The 16276-nt window shown below is 57.7% G+C and carries 16 protein-coding genes, 1 tRNA gene and 1 riboswitch; of the genes, 8 read left to right on the forward strand and 9 right to left on the reverse strand.

Features of this window, described 5'->3' with window-relative positions:
• The first annotated feature begins 97 nt into the window (after positions 1-97).
• Positions 98-463, forward strand: a complete 366-nt coding sequence (locus ACR0CA_RS17605) for an SPW repeat domain-containing protein (RefSeq protein ID WP_170770758.1) — start codon at positions 98-100, stop codon at positions 461-463.
• A 133-nt stretch (positions 464-596) separates the two neighbouring features.
• Positions 597-2165, forward strand: coding sequence for an alkaline phosphatase D family protein (locus ACR0CA_RS17610; protein WP_480900425.1), 1569 nt, complete (start codon positions 597-599; stop codon positions 2163-2165).
• 53 nt (positions 2166-2218) lie between these two features.
• On the opposite strand, the gene cobO is transcribed toward ACR0CA_RS17610, so the two are convergent.
• From cobO to ACR0CA_RS17635, 5 genes are all read right to left on the reverse strand, one after another.
• Positions 2219-2818, reverse strand: coding sequence for a cob(I)yrinic acid a,c-diamide adenosyltransferase (gene cobO, locus ACR0CA_RS17615; protein ID WP_480900427.1), 600 nt, complete (start codon positions 2816-2818; stop codon positions 2219-2221).
• Between the two features lie 58 nt (positions 2819-2876).
• The gene (locus tag ACR0CA_RS17620; protein ID WP_480900429.1) at positions 2877-3812 is read right to left on the reverse strand and encodes a DMT family transporter; all 936 of its coding nucleotides are present in this window, start codon (positions 3810-3812) and stop codon (positions 2877-2879) included.
• 32 nt (positions 3813-3844) lie between these two features.
• The gene (locus tag ACR0CA_RS17625; RefSeq protein ID WP_480900431.1) at positions 3845-4519 is read right to left on the reverse strand and encodes an HD domain-containing protein; all 675 of its coding nucleotides are present in this window, start codon (positions 4517-4519) and stop codon (positions 3845-3847) included.
• Positions 4503-5603, reverse strand: coding sequence for a chorismate synthase (gene aroC, locus ACR0CA_RS17630; RefSeq protein WP_170791569.1), 1101 nt, complete (start codon positions 5601-5603; stop codon positions 4503-4505). The genes ACR0CA_RS17625 and aroC overlap by 17 nt, the downstream gene beginning before the upstream one ends.
• Before the next feature lie 142 nt (positions 5604-5745).
• On the reverse strand, positions 5746-6186 hold the full coding sequence (locus ACR0CA_RS17635) for a 6,7-dimethyl-8-ribityllumazine synthase (protein ID WP_170791567.1): 441 nt from the start codon (positions 6184-6186) through the stop codon (positions 5746-5748).
• 70 nt (positions 6187-6256) lie between these two features.
• Positions 6257-6405, reverse strand: a riboswitch (FMN riboswitch).
• Between the two features lie 55 nt (positions 6406-6460).
• Here ACR0CA_RS17635 and ACR0CA_RS17640 point away from each other — a divergent pair.
• Positions 6461-7075 (forward strand): FMN-binding negative transcriptional regulator, encoded by a 615-nt coding sequence (locus tag ACR0CA_RS17640; protein WP_480900433.1) that lies wholly within the window; start codon positions 6461-6463, stop codon positions 7073-7075.
• A 2-nt stretch (positions 7076-7077) separates the two neighbouring features.
• Here ACR0CA_RS17640 and ACR0CA_RS17645 read toward each other — a convergent pair whose 3' ends face one another.
• Entirely contained in the window at positions 7078-7521 is a 444-nt protein-coding gene (locus tag ACR0CA_RS17645; protein ID WP_480900434.1) for a c-type cytochrome, read from the reverse strand.
• Positions 7522-8010: 489 nt separating this feature from the next.
• On the opposite strand from ACR0CA_RS17645, the gene petA reads away from it, so the two are divergent.
• The 3 genes from petA to ACR0CA_RS17660 are packed head-to-tail and all read left to right on the forward strand — an operon-like array spanning position 8011 to position 10741.
• A complete protein-coding gene (gene petA, locus ACR0CA_RS17650) occupies positions 8011-8595 on the forward strand; it encodes a ubiquinol-cytochrome c reductase iron-sulfur subunit (RefSeq protein ID WP_170785419.1) in 585 nt (194 codons plus the stop codon).
• Between the two features lie 11 nt (positions 8596-8606).
• Entirely contained in the window at positions 8607-9938 is a 1332-nt protein-coding gene (gene petB, locus ACR0CA_RS17655) for a cytochrome b (RefSeq protein ID WP_170770774.1), read from the forward strand.
• 17 nt (positions 9939-9955) lie between these two features.
• Positions 9956-10741 carry a cytochrome c1 gene (locus tag ACR0CA_RS17660; RefSeq protein ID WP_480900437.1) on the forward strand — a complete coding sequence of 262 codons (786 nt, stop codon included), beginning with the start codon at positions 9956-9958 and terminating at the stop codon, positions 10739-10741.
• A 142-nt stretch (positions 10742-10883) separates the two neighbouring features.
• Here the strand turns inward: ACR0CA_RS17660 and mtaB are convergent, their stop codons facing one another.
• Together mtaB and dapF are read right to left on the reverse strand one after the other, a co-directional pair.
• Positions 10884-12140, reverse strand: coding sequence for a tRNA (N(6)-L-threonylcarbamoyladenosine(37)-C(2))-methylthiotransferase MtaB (gene mtaB / locus ACR0CA_RS17665; RefSeq protein WP_170770778.1), 1257 nt, complete (start codon positions 12138-12140; stop codon positions 10884-10886).
• Positions 12137-12979, reverse strand: a complete 843-nt coding sequence (gene dapF, locus ACR0CA_RS17670; protein ID WP_480900439.1) for a diaminopimelate epimerase — start codon at positions 12977-12979, stop codon at positions 12137-12139. The genes mtaB and dapF overlap by 4 nt, the downstream gene beginning before the upstream one ends.
• Positions 12980-13190: 211 nt before the next feature.
• Between dapF and ACR0CA_RS17675 the strand changes: the two genes are divergently transcribed.
• Positions 13191-13266: transfer RNA gene (locus ACR0CA_RS17675), tRNA-Lys, on the forward strand.
• A gap of 239 nt (positions 13267-13505) precedes the next feature.
• Here ACR0CA_RS17675 and ACR0CA_RS17680 read toward each other — a convergent pair.
• Entirely contained in the window at positions 13506-14627 is a 1122-nt protein-coding gene (locus ACR0CA_RS17680; protein WP_480900441.1) for a hypothetical protein, read from the reverse strand.
• A gap of 545 nt (positions 14628-15172) precedes the next feature.
• On the opposite strand from ACR0CA_RS17680, the gene ACR0CA_RS17685 reads away from it, so the two are divergent.
• The gene (locus ACR0CA_RS17685) at positions 15173-16273 is read left to right on the forward strand and encodes a mandelate racemase/muconate lactonizing enzyme family protein (RefSeq protein ID WP_480900443.1); all 1101 of its coding nucleotides are present in this window, start codon (positions 15173-15175) and stop codon (positions 16271-16273) included.
• Positions 16274-16276 lie beyond the last annotated feature (3 nt).

Genomic DNA, 16276 nt, shown 5'->3' on the forward strand with positions numbered 1-16276 from the left:
TGGACGATCTGCAATATCACGCGAACGATCCGGACTGATACGTTCGGGATTACTGATCTAACTTGGACTCATACCAAGCTAAGGAAAGGAACCTTCCATGTCTGCCCGTTTCGTGACCCGCAACATTCACGCCTATCTGGATTACCCCGTTGCCATTGCGCTGATGACCTTGCCATTCATACTGGGTCTAGGCCAATCCAACCCGCTGGCGCTGTGGCTGTCGGTCGTGACCGGCGTCGCCGCATTTGTGCTGACCGTGCTGACAGATCACCATCTGGGGATTTGGCGTGTGCTGCCCTATAAACTGCACCTGACAGTCGATCTTCTGGTCGGGTTGACCTTCCTTGCTGCGCCCAGCCTGCTTGGATTTTCCGGCCTGGATGCGGTATTCTACTGGGTGAACGGTGCGGCAGTTGTTGTGGTGATCGCACTCAGCGCGCCGGAACAGGACGTCACGGCCTAAGCACCTTGTCCACAAGTGTCACAATATCATCGTGATACTTTCAAAAAACTGAGCCGCTTGTTTTACAAACAGGCGGCTCACTGCCGCTCACCAATCGCGTGGTCCCTAAGGACCACCAGACAGGAGAGCCCAAATGACCCGAATCCTACGCCCCAATCGCCGAGCCTTTCTGGCTGGCAGCACCGCCTTCGCCGCATCACTGTCTATGCCAGCCATCAGCCGCGCATCCTCGCGCCCGGTTTTCACCCACGGCGTTCAGTCGGGTGATGTTGACACCACCTCGGGTATGATCTGGACTCGCACCGATCGACCGGCTCGCGTGATGATGGAGGTCTCGACCACCGAGAGCTTTACCGATGCGCGCAAACTGACCCCTATGGATGCAATCCCCAACAGCGACTTGGCCATCAAGCGGTTGGTCGACGGGTTGCCGTCGGATCAGGACATCTTCTATCGGTTTACCGCAGCGGATCTACACGACATTAGCGCCATATCAGAGCCTATTATTGGCCAATTTCGCACTGCACCGACCTCACGCCGGAATATCCGCTTTGCCTGGTCGGGCGATACCGCTGGGCAGGGTTGGGGCATCGACGACGAAGGGATGCGCACCTACGCCACCATGGCGCAGCACAAGCCCGATTTCTTCATCCACTCGGGCGACACGATTTATGCCGATGGTCCGATGCAGGATGAGGTCGTCAAGGGCGATCAACTGATCTGGAAAAACACAACCCTGATCGACGAGAAACGCAAAGTGGCTGAAACGCTGGACGAATTCCGTGGTCAGTGGAAATACAACATGATGGACGAGCATGTGCGCTCTATGAACGCCGTCTGCCCGACCTTCTTTCAGTGGGATGACCATGAGGTCGTGAACAACTGGTCGGATGCGAAAGACCTGATCTCGGACGACCGCTATTCTGAGAAATCGGTGCACGTGCTGCAATCCCGCGCTGCCCGTGCCTTCCACGAAATGACACCGCTGCGCATCACCCCGGCCGAGCCGGGGCGGGTGTATCGCAAGATCGCATATGGTCCAATGCTGGACGTGTTCTTTTTGGACCTACGCAGCTATCGCGGGCCGAACGGGGCCTCGATGGAGGATGAGATCACTGATCAGTCCCGCATTCTGGGGGCCGAGCAACTGGCTTGGCTGAAACGCGAACTGGCCGCGTCCGAGGCGACGTGGAAGGTTATCGCATCCGACATGCCAATCGGTCTGATCGTCTGGGACAACTGGCGGGAACAAGCCGGGGCCGAAGCCATCGCAAACGGTGATAGCGGCCCCGCCAAAGGGCGCGAGTTGGAGATTGCCGAATTGCTGCAATTTATCAAAACCGCCGGGATCACCAATACGGTCTGGTTCACCGCTGACGTTCACTATACTGCCGCGCACTATTACGACCCTAACAAAGCGCAATTCCAGGATTTTGAGCCATTCTGGGAATTCGTCTCGGGCCCGCTGCATGCCGGAACTTTTGGGCCGAACGCCTTGGATGGGACCTTCGGCCCCGAGGTCAAATTCGTCAAAGCCCCGGCCGAGGGACAAGGTGTCAATCTACCCCCCAGCGCCGGTCTGCAGTTCTTTGGATTGGTGGATATCGACGGAGCCACCGAGCAGATGACAGTGCGTCTGATGGACCGCGCCGATACCGAACTGTGGTCGATCACGCTGGACCCAAAGTCTCGCGCAATTTAATGGGATCAGAGCGCCCCAGACTTATGATCAGGGGCGCTCTGTCATTCCAACACTTAAAAATCCACGCCGCGCTGGGCTTTGATACCAGCTTGGAACGGGTGTTTCTCTTCCGTCATTTCGGTGACAAGATCTGCATAGTCACGCAGCGCCTGCGGCGCGTCGCGGCCCGTAAGAAACACGCTGGTTTTGTCCGAGCGTGCATTCAGCCCATCAATGACCTGCTCGACCGACAGATACTCGTACCGAAGGGCAATGTTGATCTCGTCCAAAACCACCAGGTCATAGTGCCCGCTGGCCATCAGGTCACACGCCTTGCCAAAGGCGGCGTTGGCCGCGGCGATGTCACGCTCTCGGTCCTGCGTGTCCCAGGTAAAGCCCTCGCCCATTGTGTGCCATGTGACCAGATCGCGTTCTTCAAAGAAACGCCGCTCACCCGTTTTCCACTTACCCTTGATGAACTGCACAACGGCAACTTCCTGGCCCCAGCCCAGCGCCCGAATGACCACACCAAACGCAGCCGAGGATTTACCCTTGCCCTTGCCGGTATTGATCAGGACCAGCCCGCGCTCGGGGTCTACGGCCTCGGAGACTTTCTTGCGGTGCTGGGCCTGCACCTTCTGCATCTTTTCCTTGTGATCCTGCGCATCACTCATGGTGGGAACCTTTCCTTGTGTTGCGCCCAACCTAGGTGAAGTTCGCGAAAGGTAAAGATCAGCCCTTGGGATCCGTGACTGAACGCGCTTTTGCACGCTCCAGCCCCAGTTGCCGTTCGCGCAGGATCACCACCACATTTCCCGCGATAACCAACGCTGCCCCACCCAGCATGACCAAAGTCGGCAGCTCGTCGAACCAGACATAGCCGATGACCACCGCAAACAGCATCGTGGTATAGTCATAAGGTGCCAGCATCGAGGCTTGCGCGAACTTGTAGGACGTCGTGACCAATATCTGTGCAACCCCTCCTGTCAGCCCCACAAGAGCCAATATTAGGGTCTGTTCAAGCGTGGGCGCGGTCCATCCCCAAAATGCCGTCAAGGCGGACAGCAGCGTTGCCGTGACAGAAAAGTAAAAGGCCACGGCGGCGGGGTGATCGACCTGAACCAGTTGTCGGATATGGATTTGCACGAATCCTCGCGCCATCGTGGCAACCAGAACGCATAGCGCGCCGAGGCTTGCCGTGCTTTCCATGTTGTTGCCGCCCAGCCGAGGCCAGATCATGATCAGAACGCCCAGCAGCCCCAGACTGACCGCGCCGATACGGATCATGCGAATGCGCTCACCCAGAATGACGGCCGCCAGAATCAGCGTGAAGATCGGCGTGGCGTAGCCAATGGCCGTGACCTCGGGCAGAGGCAGCAGGGCCAGCCCCGTAAAGGTCAGCCCCATGGCCGAAGTTCCCAGAACACCGCGCCAGACGTGGCCCATCGGCTTTCGGGTGTTCAACCCCTGCGCCAGCTCTCCACGCCAGAGCAGCCAGCCAATGATCACAGGGATGGCAAAGAGCGAGCGGAAAAAGACCATCTCGCCCGGCGGGAACGTATCCGACAGCGCTTTGACCAATGCGGCCATAGCCGTGAACAGGAACAATGCGCCCAGCTTCAGACCCACCGCCAGGGCGGGTCGATGCGATGTTAAGGATTTTGCCATGGGCCGGACCCTGCGCCTTTAACGGGCAAAGATCAACCGGTCGCGTCGCCGTTTATCCACGTGCGCGGCAGGTCACTGCCGATTTCCTCGGCGAACTCGTGCAGAAAACGGATCATACGCGCGGTCCTTGCTTTTGCGATCTGCCGCCCGGTTTCAGTCAGCATGTCATCAGACAAGCTCAGCAGTTTCACTTTCCAATGGTCGAGCGAATAGTGCAGATCATCCAGCGCGCGATCAGCCGCAAACGGATCGGCTGCATCGTAGAGCGTGCGCCCCAATGCGCCCGAGACCGAAAAGTTCCGTGCAATCCCGATGGCACCCAGCGCATCCAGCCTGTCTGCATCGCGCAGGATGCGTGCCTCGGGCGTCTCGGGCGGGATATTGGCCGAGAAGCTATGTGCCTCAATGGCATGTTTGGTGGCGTAAACCTGGGCGCGGCTAAAGCCGAAACTCGTCAGAATAGGCTCTGATTCCGATGCGGACTTGCGCGAGGCCAGATGGCGATCCGGGTCATCTTTTGGCAAGTTGACCAGATCGTGCAGATAGCTGGCGGCAAGCAGGACAGTCATGTCAGTCTGGTCATCGGAAATGGCCCGAGCGTTTACCCAGACACGGTCCAGATGGGCCAGATCATGGGCCGGGTCCGTTTCCATGCGTTGCGCCACGACAGCGCGCAGGCGGCTGCGCAGATCAGCCGATATGTCCACGGTTTTCTCCGATCTGACCGCGATGCAGCAGCAGGTGGTCCAGAATCACGCAGGCCATCATCGCCTCACCCACTGGGACGGCACGGATGCCAACGCAGGGGTCGTGGCGGCCTTTGGTGATGATCTCGGTTTCCTCACCCGATTTGGTGATCGTCTTGCGCGTGGTCAGGATCGACGAAGTAGGCTTTACCGCAAACCGCACCACGATGTCCTGCCCGGTCGAGATGCCGCCCAGAATACCGCCCGCGTGGTTGGAGCTGTATTGCGGGCCATTCTGACCCATGAAAATCTCATCGGCATTGGCCTCACCTGTCAGTTCGGCAGCGGCCATCCCTTCGCCGATCTCGACCCCTTTGACGGCGTTGATCGACATCATCGCGGCGGCCAGATCAGTGTCTAACTTGGCATAAATCGGCGCGCCCAGCCCGGCGGGGACGCCGCGCGCCACGACTTCGACCACAGCGCCAACCGAGTTGCCGGATTTGCGCAGGTCATCCAGATAGGCGGCCCAGTCGTCGGCGGCTTGGGCGTCAGGTGTCCAGAACGGGTTCTGTTCGATCTGCGACAAGTCGAAATTGGCGCGGTCGATTTTGTGTGGGCCGATTTGGGTCATGTAGCCTGTGATCTGCACGTTGGGCGCGATCTGCTTGATCGCTTCACGTGCCAGCCCTCCGGCCGCGACGCGCGACGCGGTTTCACGGGCCGAGCTGCGCCCACCGCCGCGATAGTCGCGGATGCCGTATTTCTGCCAGTAGGTGATATCGGCATGTCCCGGACGGAACTTGTCGATGATGTCGCCGTAGTCTTTCGAACGTTGATCGGTGTTCTCAATCATCAGCTGAACCGGGGTGCCTGTAGTCTGACCTTCGAACACGCCTGAAAGGATTTTAACCTGATCGGGCTCACGGCGCTGGGTCGTGAACTTGTTCTGCCCGGGTTTGCGCTTGTCCAGCCAGTGCTGGATCATGGCTTCGTTTATGGCGACACCCGGAGGGCAACCATCCACCGTGGCGCCCAAGGCGGGGCCATGACTTTCACCCCAAGTGGTGACGCGGAAGAGGTGTCCAAAGCTGTTCATCGACATGGGGCGTGCTCCTTTGGAAATTGTGATTAGCGGGGAGTGTCTTTGGCCTCAAGCGGATTTGCATGCGGAAAGCGGGGGAAGGGGGCGCTGCCCCCGTCGCGCGGGCGCGACTCCCCCGAGGTATTTTCGAACAGAAGAACGATCAGGCCGCTTGTACGATTGAGGCGCGGGTTTTTGTGATTGTCAGAGCCGCCTGGGCGGCCTCGCGGCCTTTTTCGACGAAATGGGCGCGGTAGATGGCGTTGTGATGGTCGGTTTCCTGATACTGGTGCGGGGTCAGCGAGACCGACAGGACCGGCACACCTGTGTCCAACCCAGCGCGCATCAAACCGTCGACCACGGCCTGTGCCACGAAATCATGCCGGTAGATGCCGCCATCCACTACAAAGGCGGCGCAGGCGACGGCCGCGTAGCGCCCGGTTTGCGCTAGATCGCGCGCCAGCAGGGGCATTTCGAACGCGCCTGGGACATCGTAGACGTCGATCTGGTCGGCTGGGATGACCTGTTGGAACCCTTCCAGCGCCTGATCGACGATATCGGAATGCCAGTTGGCTTTGACGAAAGCATAGCGGGTGTGTGTCATTTGTGATCTCCTTAGCAAAACAGACACGTCACCCAAGGCGATCACGAACAGCCGCGCCGGTTGGCACGCTGCACGTTCTCTTTCATCCGGACTTTAACCGTCGGCTCTGGCCTCTCACCAGATCTGCTTGTCACCTCGTGTACTGAGGCCGCTCGCGGGCTTACGGGTCAGCGCCCGCATACCGCCGGTAGGGAATTTCACCCCGCCCTGAGAACGACGCGGACCTTGCCAAGATCGCTGCGAATCTGCAAGGCGTTCCGTTAGGAGATTTGATATGCACCCAAACCCGGCTTTCCGCTCTGAAGATCAGGCCTTAAGTGTCGAATTTGCCCGCGCGCGGGCCTTTGGCGTGTTGGCGTTGTCCACCGAAGGCGCTCCTTTGATCAGTCATGTGCCTTTCCTGCTGAGCGAAGATGGCACGTTCGCTGAATTGCATCTTGTGCGGTCGAACCCGATTGTCCGCGCGCTGACAGAACCGCGCGCGGCGAAAATCGCCGTCACCGGGCCGGACGGCTATGTCTCACCCGATTGGTACGGGGTCGAAGATCAGGTGCCGACGTGGAATTATGTTGCGGTCCATCTGACGGGAATGCTGGAACTGCGGCCGCACGAAGAGTTGCAGGGCCTTTTGGACCGCCAGTCGGCCTTTTATGAGCAGCGGCTGTTGCCCAAACCACCCTGGACAACAGACAAGATGACGCCCGAGGCGCTGGATCGAATGATGCGCATGATCGTGCCCTGTCGGATACAGGTGGATGATATTCAGGGCACCTGGAAGCTGAATCAGAACAAACCCGATGCTGTGCGCTTCGCGGCGGCGGATCAGGTCGGCGGTGGGATCGGGGTGGACTTGGCAAAGCTGGCCACGCTGATGCGCGGCCAGCGCTAGGGTCAGTTGCTGAAGGTGGCCAGATAGGCGGCGATATCTTCGGCACCTTTTTTCAGCTGCACGCTCATGTTGGGGCGGGCGGTTTCGTCGTCCAGGTAGTTTTTGATGAAGCGGATCGGATCTTTTGAATAGGCGGCAATGTTGTCTTCGGTCCAGACAAGCCCCTCTTGTCCAGCGCGGATCATATCATCGGTGAACATGCCAATAGGCAGGCGTTCGCTTCCATTCAAGTAGTCAGTTTCTGTACCCGCAACGCGCCCGACCACGCCAAATAGATTCGGTCCGGTGATTCCACCTTTGACCAGAACCTCATCACCCTTAATGATCGCGTGGCACGAGGAACACCGGTTATAAAGCGCCTTTCCTTTGGCTGCGTCCCCGGCGGCGCTGACCTGCGAGGACAGCGACAGAGCGAAAACAAACGTGATCAGGGGAAATTTGGGCATGGGATGCGTCCTGCTGAGAATTGTCCTTGCCCGCGCCTTCTTGCATTCATCTTTGAAGTGCAATCGAAATCGCGTCTCACCCGGGCGTTCTGAAATATCTAATTTGAACTCATATATTTAGCTGGGTCAAATCTGGCGAAAGTTGAAATTTTCATGACCAAAATCAGGAAAATTATGGGTGATTTCACCTGAAATCTCCGGCCAGAATACTGAGACCCATCAGGGTGACGGGCGTGCCCAAAGCAAACCGAATCACCCCAAGCAGACGTGGGCGGGCAAAGGTGGATTTTTCCGGTCAAACCGGCCCGGACCTTGAAAAAATACCCTGACGTTGTGACATGAATGCCCAGATGCGGCGTAGTGCGCGCCTATGACCGCTGGACGAACCGATTTCTCCCGGATAGATAGCCGCGATGAGACGCCGCTTTGATGCGGTGCTGATGCATGTTTGCCCGGTATCCTCCGGGCGCCGGAATCGGAGAAAACCTCGTGTCCCACGCAGAAGACCACGAAGGCACCCGCAGAGATTTCCTCTACTACGTCGCTGGCGGCGCAGGTGTCGTTGCGACGGGTGCAGCCGTATGGCCCCTGATCAACCAAATGAATCCCTCGGCAGACGTTCAGGCGCTGTCCTCGATCCGTGTGGACGTGAGCGGCGTTGAGCCGGGGACGCAGCTGACTGTGAAATGGCTGGGTAAACCCGTCTTTATCCGTCACCGCACCGGTGCCGAGATCCAAGAGGCCAAAGAGCAGGACGCCGAAGGTCTGGATGCGCTGCCCGATCCGCTGGCGCGCAACTTCAACCAACCGGCTGATGCGCCCGCGACCGACGAAAACCGCGTCATGCCCTCGCCCGAGGGCGAAGCCCCCGGCGCCTGGCTGGTTCAGATGGGCGTATGTACGCACCTGGGCTGTGTGCCGCTGGGTGATGCCGGTGACTTTGGCGGCTGGTTCTGCCCCTGCCACGGTTCGCACTACGACTTGGCTGGCCGAATCCGTAAAGGCCCCGCGCCTGAAAACCTGCCTGTTCCGCCTGCGGAATGGACAGACAACAGCACCATTAAACTCGGCTAAGGGAGACCCAGATGTCCGGAATTCCCCACGATCATTACGAGCCGAAGACAAACGGCGAGAAATGGCTGAACAGCCGCCTGCCCATCGTCGGCCTGATTTACGACACCATCATGATCCCCACCCCCAAGAACCTGAACTGGTGGTGGATCTGGGGCATCGTCCTGGCGTTCTGCCTGGCGCTGCAAATCGTCACCGGTATCGTTCTGGTGATGCACTACACCCCGCATGTTGATCTGGCCTTTGCCAGCATCGAGCACATCATGCGCAACGTGAATGGCGGCTATATGCTGCGCTACCTGCACATGAACGGCGCATCGCTGTTCTTTGTTGCGGTCTACATCCACATCTTCCGTGGCCTGTTCTACGGCTCGTACAAAGCCCCGCGTGAGATCACGTGGATCATCGGGATGCTGATTTACCTGATGATGATGGGTACTGCCTTCATGGGCTATGTTCTGCCCTGGGGTCAGATGTCCTTCTGGGGAGCGACCGTGATCACCGGACTGTTTGGCGCGATCCCCTTCGTTGGTGACGCGATCCAGACGTGGCTGCTGGGTGGACCCGCGGTGGATAACGCTACGCTGAACCGCTTCTTCTCGTTGCACTATCTGCTGCCGTTCGTGATTGCGGCGCTGGTGATCGTGCATATCTGGGCCTTCCACACCACCGGCAACAACAACCCCACGGGTGTTGAGGTTCGCCGTACGTCGAAAGCTGATGCCGAGAAAGACACTCTGCCCTTCTGGCCGTATTTCGTGATCAAGGATCTGTTCGCACTGGCCGTGATCCTGGTCGTGTTCTGGGCGGTTGTCGGCTTCATGCCGAACTATCTGGGCCACCCCGATAACTACATTGAAGCCAACCCGCTGGTCACGCCGGCACACATCGTGCCTGAATGGTACTTCCTGCCATTCTACGCGATCCTGCGTGCCTTCACCGGCGAGGTCTGGGTTGTGCAATTCGCCAGCTTCATCACCGGCGGCATCATCGACGCCAAGTTCTTTGGTGTTCTGGCGATGTTCGGTGCGATCCTGGCGATGGCGCTGGCCCCGTGGCTGGACACATCGACCGTGCGTTCGGGCAAATACCGTCCGATGTTCAAATGGTGGTTCTACCTGCTGATCGTCGACTTCTTTGCCCTGATGTGGCTGGGTGCGATGCCCGCCGAGGAGCCCTATGCGACCTTCTCGCTGATCGCGTCCGCCTACTGGTTCGCCTATTTCTTCGTGATCCTGCCGATCCTGGGTGTAATCGAAAAGCCCGATGCACAGCCGGAGACGATCGAAGAAGACTTCAACGCGCATTATGGCAAGGCTGACGCCGACGCCACGCCGGCCGAGTAAGAAGAGGGACCGGAAACATGTTCAAGAAACTTGCAATCGGTGCCGCTTTTGCCTTGGCCCTTACCCCTGCTGCGTCTTTCGCGGCAGGTGGCGGCGAGCAGCATATCGAGGATTTCCACTTCTCGTTCGAAGGGCCGTTTGGCACCTGGGATCAAAACCAGCTGCAGCGCGGTCTTCAGATCTATACCGAGGTCTGCGCGGCCTGCCACGGCCTGCAATATGTACCTCTGCGTGATCTGGAAGCGCTGGGATACTCGGAAGAAGAAGTGATCGCCTATTCGGCAGAGAACTTCGAAGTGTTCGATCCCGAGCTGGACGATTTCCGTGCGGCCATCCCGACAGACCACTTCCCGGCCAATACCGGCGTCGGCGCACCGGACCTGAGCCTGATGGCTAAAGCACGTGCCGGATTCCACGGCCCATACGGTCTGGGGATCAACCAGCTGTTCAAAGGCATGGGGGGTGCGGAATACATCGCCTCACTGCTGGACGGTTATACCGGTGAGGAAAAAGAAGAGGCCGGCACCATTCTCTATGAGAACAAGGCTTTCCCCGGTGGCTGGATTTCTATGGCACCTCCTATGTCGGATGATCAGGTTGAATTCGCCGATGGCCACCCCGCCACGGTCGAAGCCATGTCCGAGGATATTGCGGCCTTCCTGATGTGGACGGCTGAGCCCAAGATGATGGAGCGGAAGTATTCCGGTTTTGTGGGCGTGATCTTCCTGTCGGTTCTGTCCGTGCTGCTGTACCTGGTGAACAAGCGCCTGTGGGCCGGTGTCAAAGGCAAGCGTCAGCATTAAGGCTTTTGCACCGCTGAAATTGAAAACCCCCGCGCCATCCGGTTGCGGGGGTTTTTTGTTGCAGGCGAGGTGAAGGGGCCAGCCCCTTCTAGGCCTGTGGCCAATTCATCCCCGAGATATTTATGGCCAGATGAAAGGCGGATCAGGCTTTGAGTTGGCTGCTCGTGTGACCGGTGATCGTGGCGGTGACGATCTGCCCTTCGGGTTGGGGGGTGGTGAAGGTGACTTCGGTGAATTGCTCGGTACGGCCCATATGCGGGTTCTCCATCAGAATGTGATGGGTTTTACCCAGTTGGGCGGTCAGGTGTTCGGCGACCTGAACCTCTCCGGCGGCGCGCAGCCGGGCGGCGCGGGCTTTGACAATGTTGCCGTTGATTTGCTGTGGGATACGGGCGGCCGGTGTGCCTTCGCGTTTGGAATAGGGAAAGACGTGCAGCCAGGTCAGGTCGCACTCCGTGACCAGTTTCAGCGAGTTTTCGAAATGGGCGTCCGTTTCGGTGGGGAAGCCTGCGATGATATCCGCGCCAAAGGTCATGTCAGGGCGCAGCTTGCGGGCCTCTTCGGTGAAGCGGATGGCGTCGTCGCGCAGGTGGCGGCGTTTCATCCGTTTCAGGATCAGGTCGTCGCCATGTTGCAGCGACAGGTGCAAATGCGGCATCAGGCGCGGTTCGGTCGCGATGGCCTGCATCAGGTTTTCATCCACCTCGATCGAGTCGATCGAGCTGATCCGCAGGCGCAGCAGGTCCGGCACCAGCTTGAGGATGCGCATCACCAGATCACCTAGCTTCGGCTGAGCAGGCAGGTCAGTACCCCATGAGGTCAGGTCGACGCCGGTCAGCACAACCTCATTGTAGCCCCGATCTACCAGCCGCTTAATCTGGTCCACCACAACGCCCGCAGGCACGCTGCGCGAGTTGCCACGCCCGTAGGGAATGATGCAGAAGGTGCAACGATGATCACAGCCATTCTGGACCTGCACATAGGCGCGGGATCGGGTGCCGAAGCCGTCGATCAGGTGACCTGCGGTCTCGGTCACGGACATGATGTCATCGACCTGAACCGCCTCGGTCTGACCAATGAAATCGGCGGCCATGCCTTTCCATGTATCGGGCTGCATCTTTTCGGTATTACCGATGACCGCATCGACTTCGTCCATTTTGGCGAAGGTTTCGGGTTCGGTCTGGGCGGCGCAGCCGGTGACGATCAGGCGCGCATCGGGGTTTTCGCGACGCAGCTTGCGGATTTCCTGCCGGGCTTTACGCACGGCCTCGGCCGTCACGGCGCAGGTGTTCACCACCACGGCGTTCGACAGACCCGCCTGTTGCGACAGTTCTTTCATCGCCTCGGTCTCATAGGCGTTCAGGCGGCAGCCCAGAGTGGTGAACTTGGGCGCGCTCATCCCAGAGCCCCCAGAAACTCAGGGGTCAGCGTGCCCGAGAAGACATGGGCCGTGGGGCCGGTCATCCAGACGCCATCCTCGCGCCAGTCGATCCAGATCGTGCCACCGTCCAGTTCGATCTGCACCTTGCGCCCGGTCAAGCAGCGCCGTGCAGCCGCCACCGCTGTGGCACAGGAGGACGAGCCAGAGGCCAGCGTGATGCCCACGCCGCGCTCCCACACGCGCATACGGATGTGATCGGGGCCGATGATCTGCGCCACCTGAACGTTTGTGCGTTCGGGATAAAGCGGGTGATATTCGTAGCGCGATCCGAATTCTTCCAGCGGGATTGCCTCGGCATTGTCCACAAAAAAGGTGCAGTGCGGGTTGCCCATTCCGGTCGCCGAAGGCCCGCCTTCGATGGGCAGTTCCAGCGTATCAACCTCTTCGGCCAGCGGGATCTGGTGCCACTCCAGCTGCGGCGGGCCCATATTGACCGAGGTCAGCCCGTTGCCCGAGTCGCGCGCATAAAGCGTGCCGCGTTCCGTCGTCAGGGTCAGCTCGGGCTTGCCGGTTTCCTCCATCAGGAAGCGGGCGATGCAGCGCGTGGCATTGCCGCACGCGGCCGAAGTCGACCCGTCCGCGTTGTAGAACACCAGATGCGCATCCGATTCGCCGTTTTCGATGACTGCCAACTGATCAAAGCCGACGCCAAACTGACGGTGCCCGATTCCCTTTGCCAGGGCTGGTGTTAGGTCAATGCTTTGCGCACGCGCATCCACAATGACAAAGTCATTGCCCAGCCCGTGCATCTTCATGAAGGGCAAACCCGAAGTCAGTATTCGTTGCATGGCGGGCATATAACCCTGCCTTTGAAATGAATCCACCCTATCGCGCAGATTCCTGAAAAAAGGGGTTGACCCCCCTGCGTCCCCTGCCTAATTAGGCCGCCTATCGGGTCGCCGGAACGTAAGAAATTACAGGCGAAACGACGCGTGAAATAAGGACTTGCACCCGATCGGGAAAATGCCTTAGAGAGCGCCACGGATCGAAGGATCCAGACAAAAGAGTGGGCCGTTAGCTCAGTTGGTAGAGCAACTGACTTTTAATCAGTGGGTCGCAGGTTCGAATCCTGCACGGCTCACCACTTTTTTCCTTTCTACAATGTTGTGTGTGAGTGATCTCTGGTCTTCTGCCATCGGGGTTTGTCTAACAGAAGCAATGTAACACGGTTTCTGGTGTTGTTGTTCTACGACCGCATGGCAATGCGCCATGGTTTGGATCGTTTTGTCATCCAGTTTGTAAGGTTTTCAATGGTCCGGAAAGAGGCGAGGCCCATATCCGCATAGCGAACAGCTTTAAGATTCTGAAAAACATCAAGTTAGGTTACTCAACCGCCACTTCCTGATCCAGAACCATATTTAGAACAAACTCTGTTGCCGGGTCTGTTAGTTCGTGATCGGCAATGGCCTTGAACTGTTGGTGCAGTGGGGTCTGTCCCCAATTTCGCGTAGCGAAAGCAATCCGAGCCGCGAGGGTACGATCTCTTTCCAGAACCGTTAATAGGATTGCGATAATCTCACCTCTGAACCTCGGCTGAGACGATCCAGCCTCTGTTAAAGCCCGGACGAACGCCCATTTGTCATCATCCGTCATTTGATTACCTTGAAGTACCAGATCAATCGATTTGATTGCCAATGCTCCGTCTGCCTCTATGCCAGCAAGCGCCCATTCAAATGCGTTTAGGCCCCCGTTATTTAGTGCTTTGATGTATCGCTGACGTACGATTGAGCGGGCATGCGTGTCGCTTTGCAGGCCAAGCAGGCGTATGACGGTGGGCCTGTAGACAAAGCGATCCAGTCTATTGAGCTCTTCCAAGATCTGGTTCGTTGAAACCCTGTCTCCTATCGGGCGCACCAAGTCGTAGGGTGCTCGACCAATTTCAACCAAGGCAGTGCTGTGTAATACGTGATCAGAGTGCCACAGATAGTCAGAGAAGAACGAAATTCGGTCAGAGCTATCCGTTTCTCCATAAGTCCAAAGCTGACCGACGGAGCGAAGTTTCCCGATAAACTCTTTTCGCTCTGGGGTCATCGTGAATATGCGTTTCCATCCCCTCGAAAAACTGCGCCCGGCTCTGTCTGTGCGCGTTGCTCCATATGTGAAAAGAACCGTATTCGTTGGATCAGAGCGGAATGCGCGCCTCGTTACGCTATCAACCAGAAACGGAATTTCGGGAATTTCTTTTAACCTGTCGTCCGAGCCCTTTAAGACTCGTCTAATTGAGAACTTGAATGGGTTCCCTGACGTGGGGCCAGCCAATACGATGACCTCGGCAGCAAGGACGTGATCAGCAATAGAAGCTTTTGGAAGCTCTACGCACACCGTACAAGCATGCAAAACGCGGGGAGCTGTTAGCCCAACAAAGCAGGTCAGAACGATCAAAAAGCTTCGTATACTTGAACGCATCGTGTTTTCATCTTTTTCAAAAACGACAAACAACAACATCATTTTATAGAGATTTTTGTGTCCACAGGATAGTCAATGCCGGGAATAGTCTCCTCGCCAATCAACGAGAGCTAAGAAAAGGTTTGATTTCCGCACACTCCAGACTTTGTGTAACCAGTCCCGAACGTCAAAATGGGCAGACGGGTCGGAATGGGCTTCAATGCTGTTCGAATGGTCACGGTACAAAAGAACTAAGATACGCTTCTACAACGCCTCGGTAGCGGATCTCAGGTCCAAATCCTCCACGGCTCACCACTTTATCAGAACAGATTACGCAAATGATTTAAGTCAGGTAACTTTCATCCATTGCTTTAAACATCCGGTGGGCTTTCCTCGAAACTGAACCTGTCGCGGTGACCAACTAAATGGGTTGAATATCCGGACACTGACAAGGCACGGAAATAGCGCCTCGCCCATCTTTTCCAAACCGAATGTCATTTTTCAAAACGACACTAGGGCTTACTTACCGCTGATCTTGGGCTTTCTTTTTCCATTTACCCTCTTACAGTTTCCAAACATCGACACATCAAAAGAGGCCTTGGACCGTGGCACGTATCGAAAACCTCTCGGCGCGATTGTTCAATGTTCCGTTGACCGAGGTGCTGGTGGACGCAAAGCACGGCGATCACACGTTTTTCCAGCTGATCACTGTCACGGTTCGCACGGATGACGGGGCCGAGGGGGTTGGCTATACCTATACCGGAGGCAAAGGCGGTCATGCCATTCTTGCGATGATCCAGCATGACTTGGCACCTTTTATGGTCGGACAGGACGCCGACCGGATAGAAGACCTGTATGACGCCATGCAGTGGCATGTGCACTACGTGGCGCGAGGCGGCATCGCCTCATTTGCGATTTCGGCCGTCGATATTGCGCTGTGGGATCTGCGCGGCAAACGCACCGGCGCACCGCTTTGGCAAATGGCCGGGGGTACAGTGGACCGCTGCAAGGCTTATGCGGGGGGGATCGATCTGAACTTCTCGCTCGACAAGTTGTTGCGCCAGACCGAGGGCTATCTGTCACGCGGGTTCAACGGAGTAAAGATCAAGGTCGGCCAGCCTGATCTGGCCGATGATCTGGCTCGCGCAAAAGCTGTGCGCGAGATGTTGGGGCCAGATCGCTTCTTTATGGTCGACGCCAATTATTCGATGACAGTGGATCAGGCGATCACCGCCGCCAAGGGCTTTGCCGAGCACGATATCCTGTGGTTCGAAGAACCCACGATTCCTGATGACTACAAAGGCTATGGCCGTATCGCTGACGCCACGGGTGTTCCACTGGCCATGGGGGAAAACCTGCACACCATCCATGAGTTCGAATACGCCTTTGACGACGCCAAACTAAGCTTCATCCAACCCGACGCGTCGAATTGCGGCGGCATCACCGGCTGGCTGCGGGTCGCGGCGCTGAGCGCCAAGCACAATATCCCGGTTTGCAGTCACGGAATGCAGGAGCTGCACGTAAGTCTTGTGTCCGCGCAACCCAGCGCGGGTTGGCTTGAGGTTCATTCTTTTCCCATCGACCAGTACACGACCCGCCCTCTGGTCGTTGAAAACTGTCTGGCGGTGGCCCCGAATACGCCGGGCATCGGGGTCGAGTTTGATTGGGACAAGCTGAACGCCGAACATATGGAAGTGCCCGCGTAAGTC

It is taken from the genome of Ruegeria sp. F12, assembly GCF_056533885.1.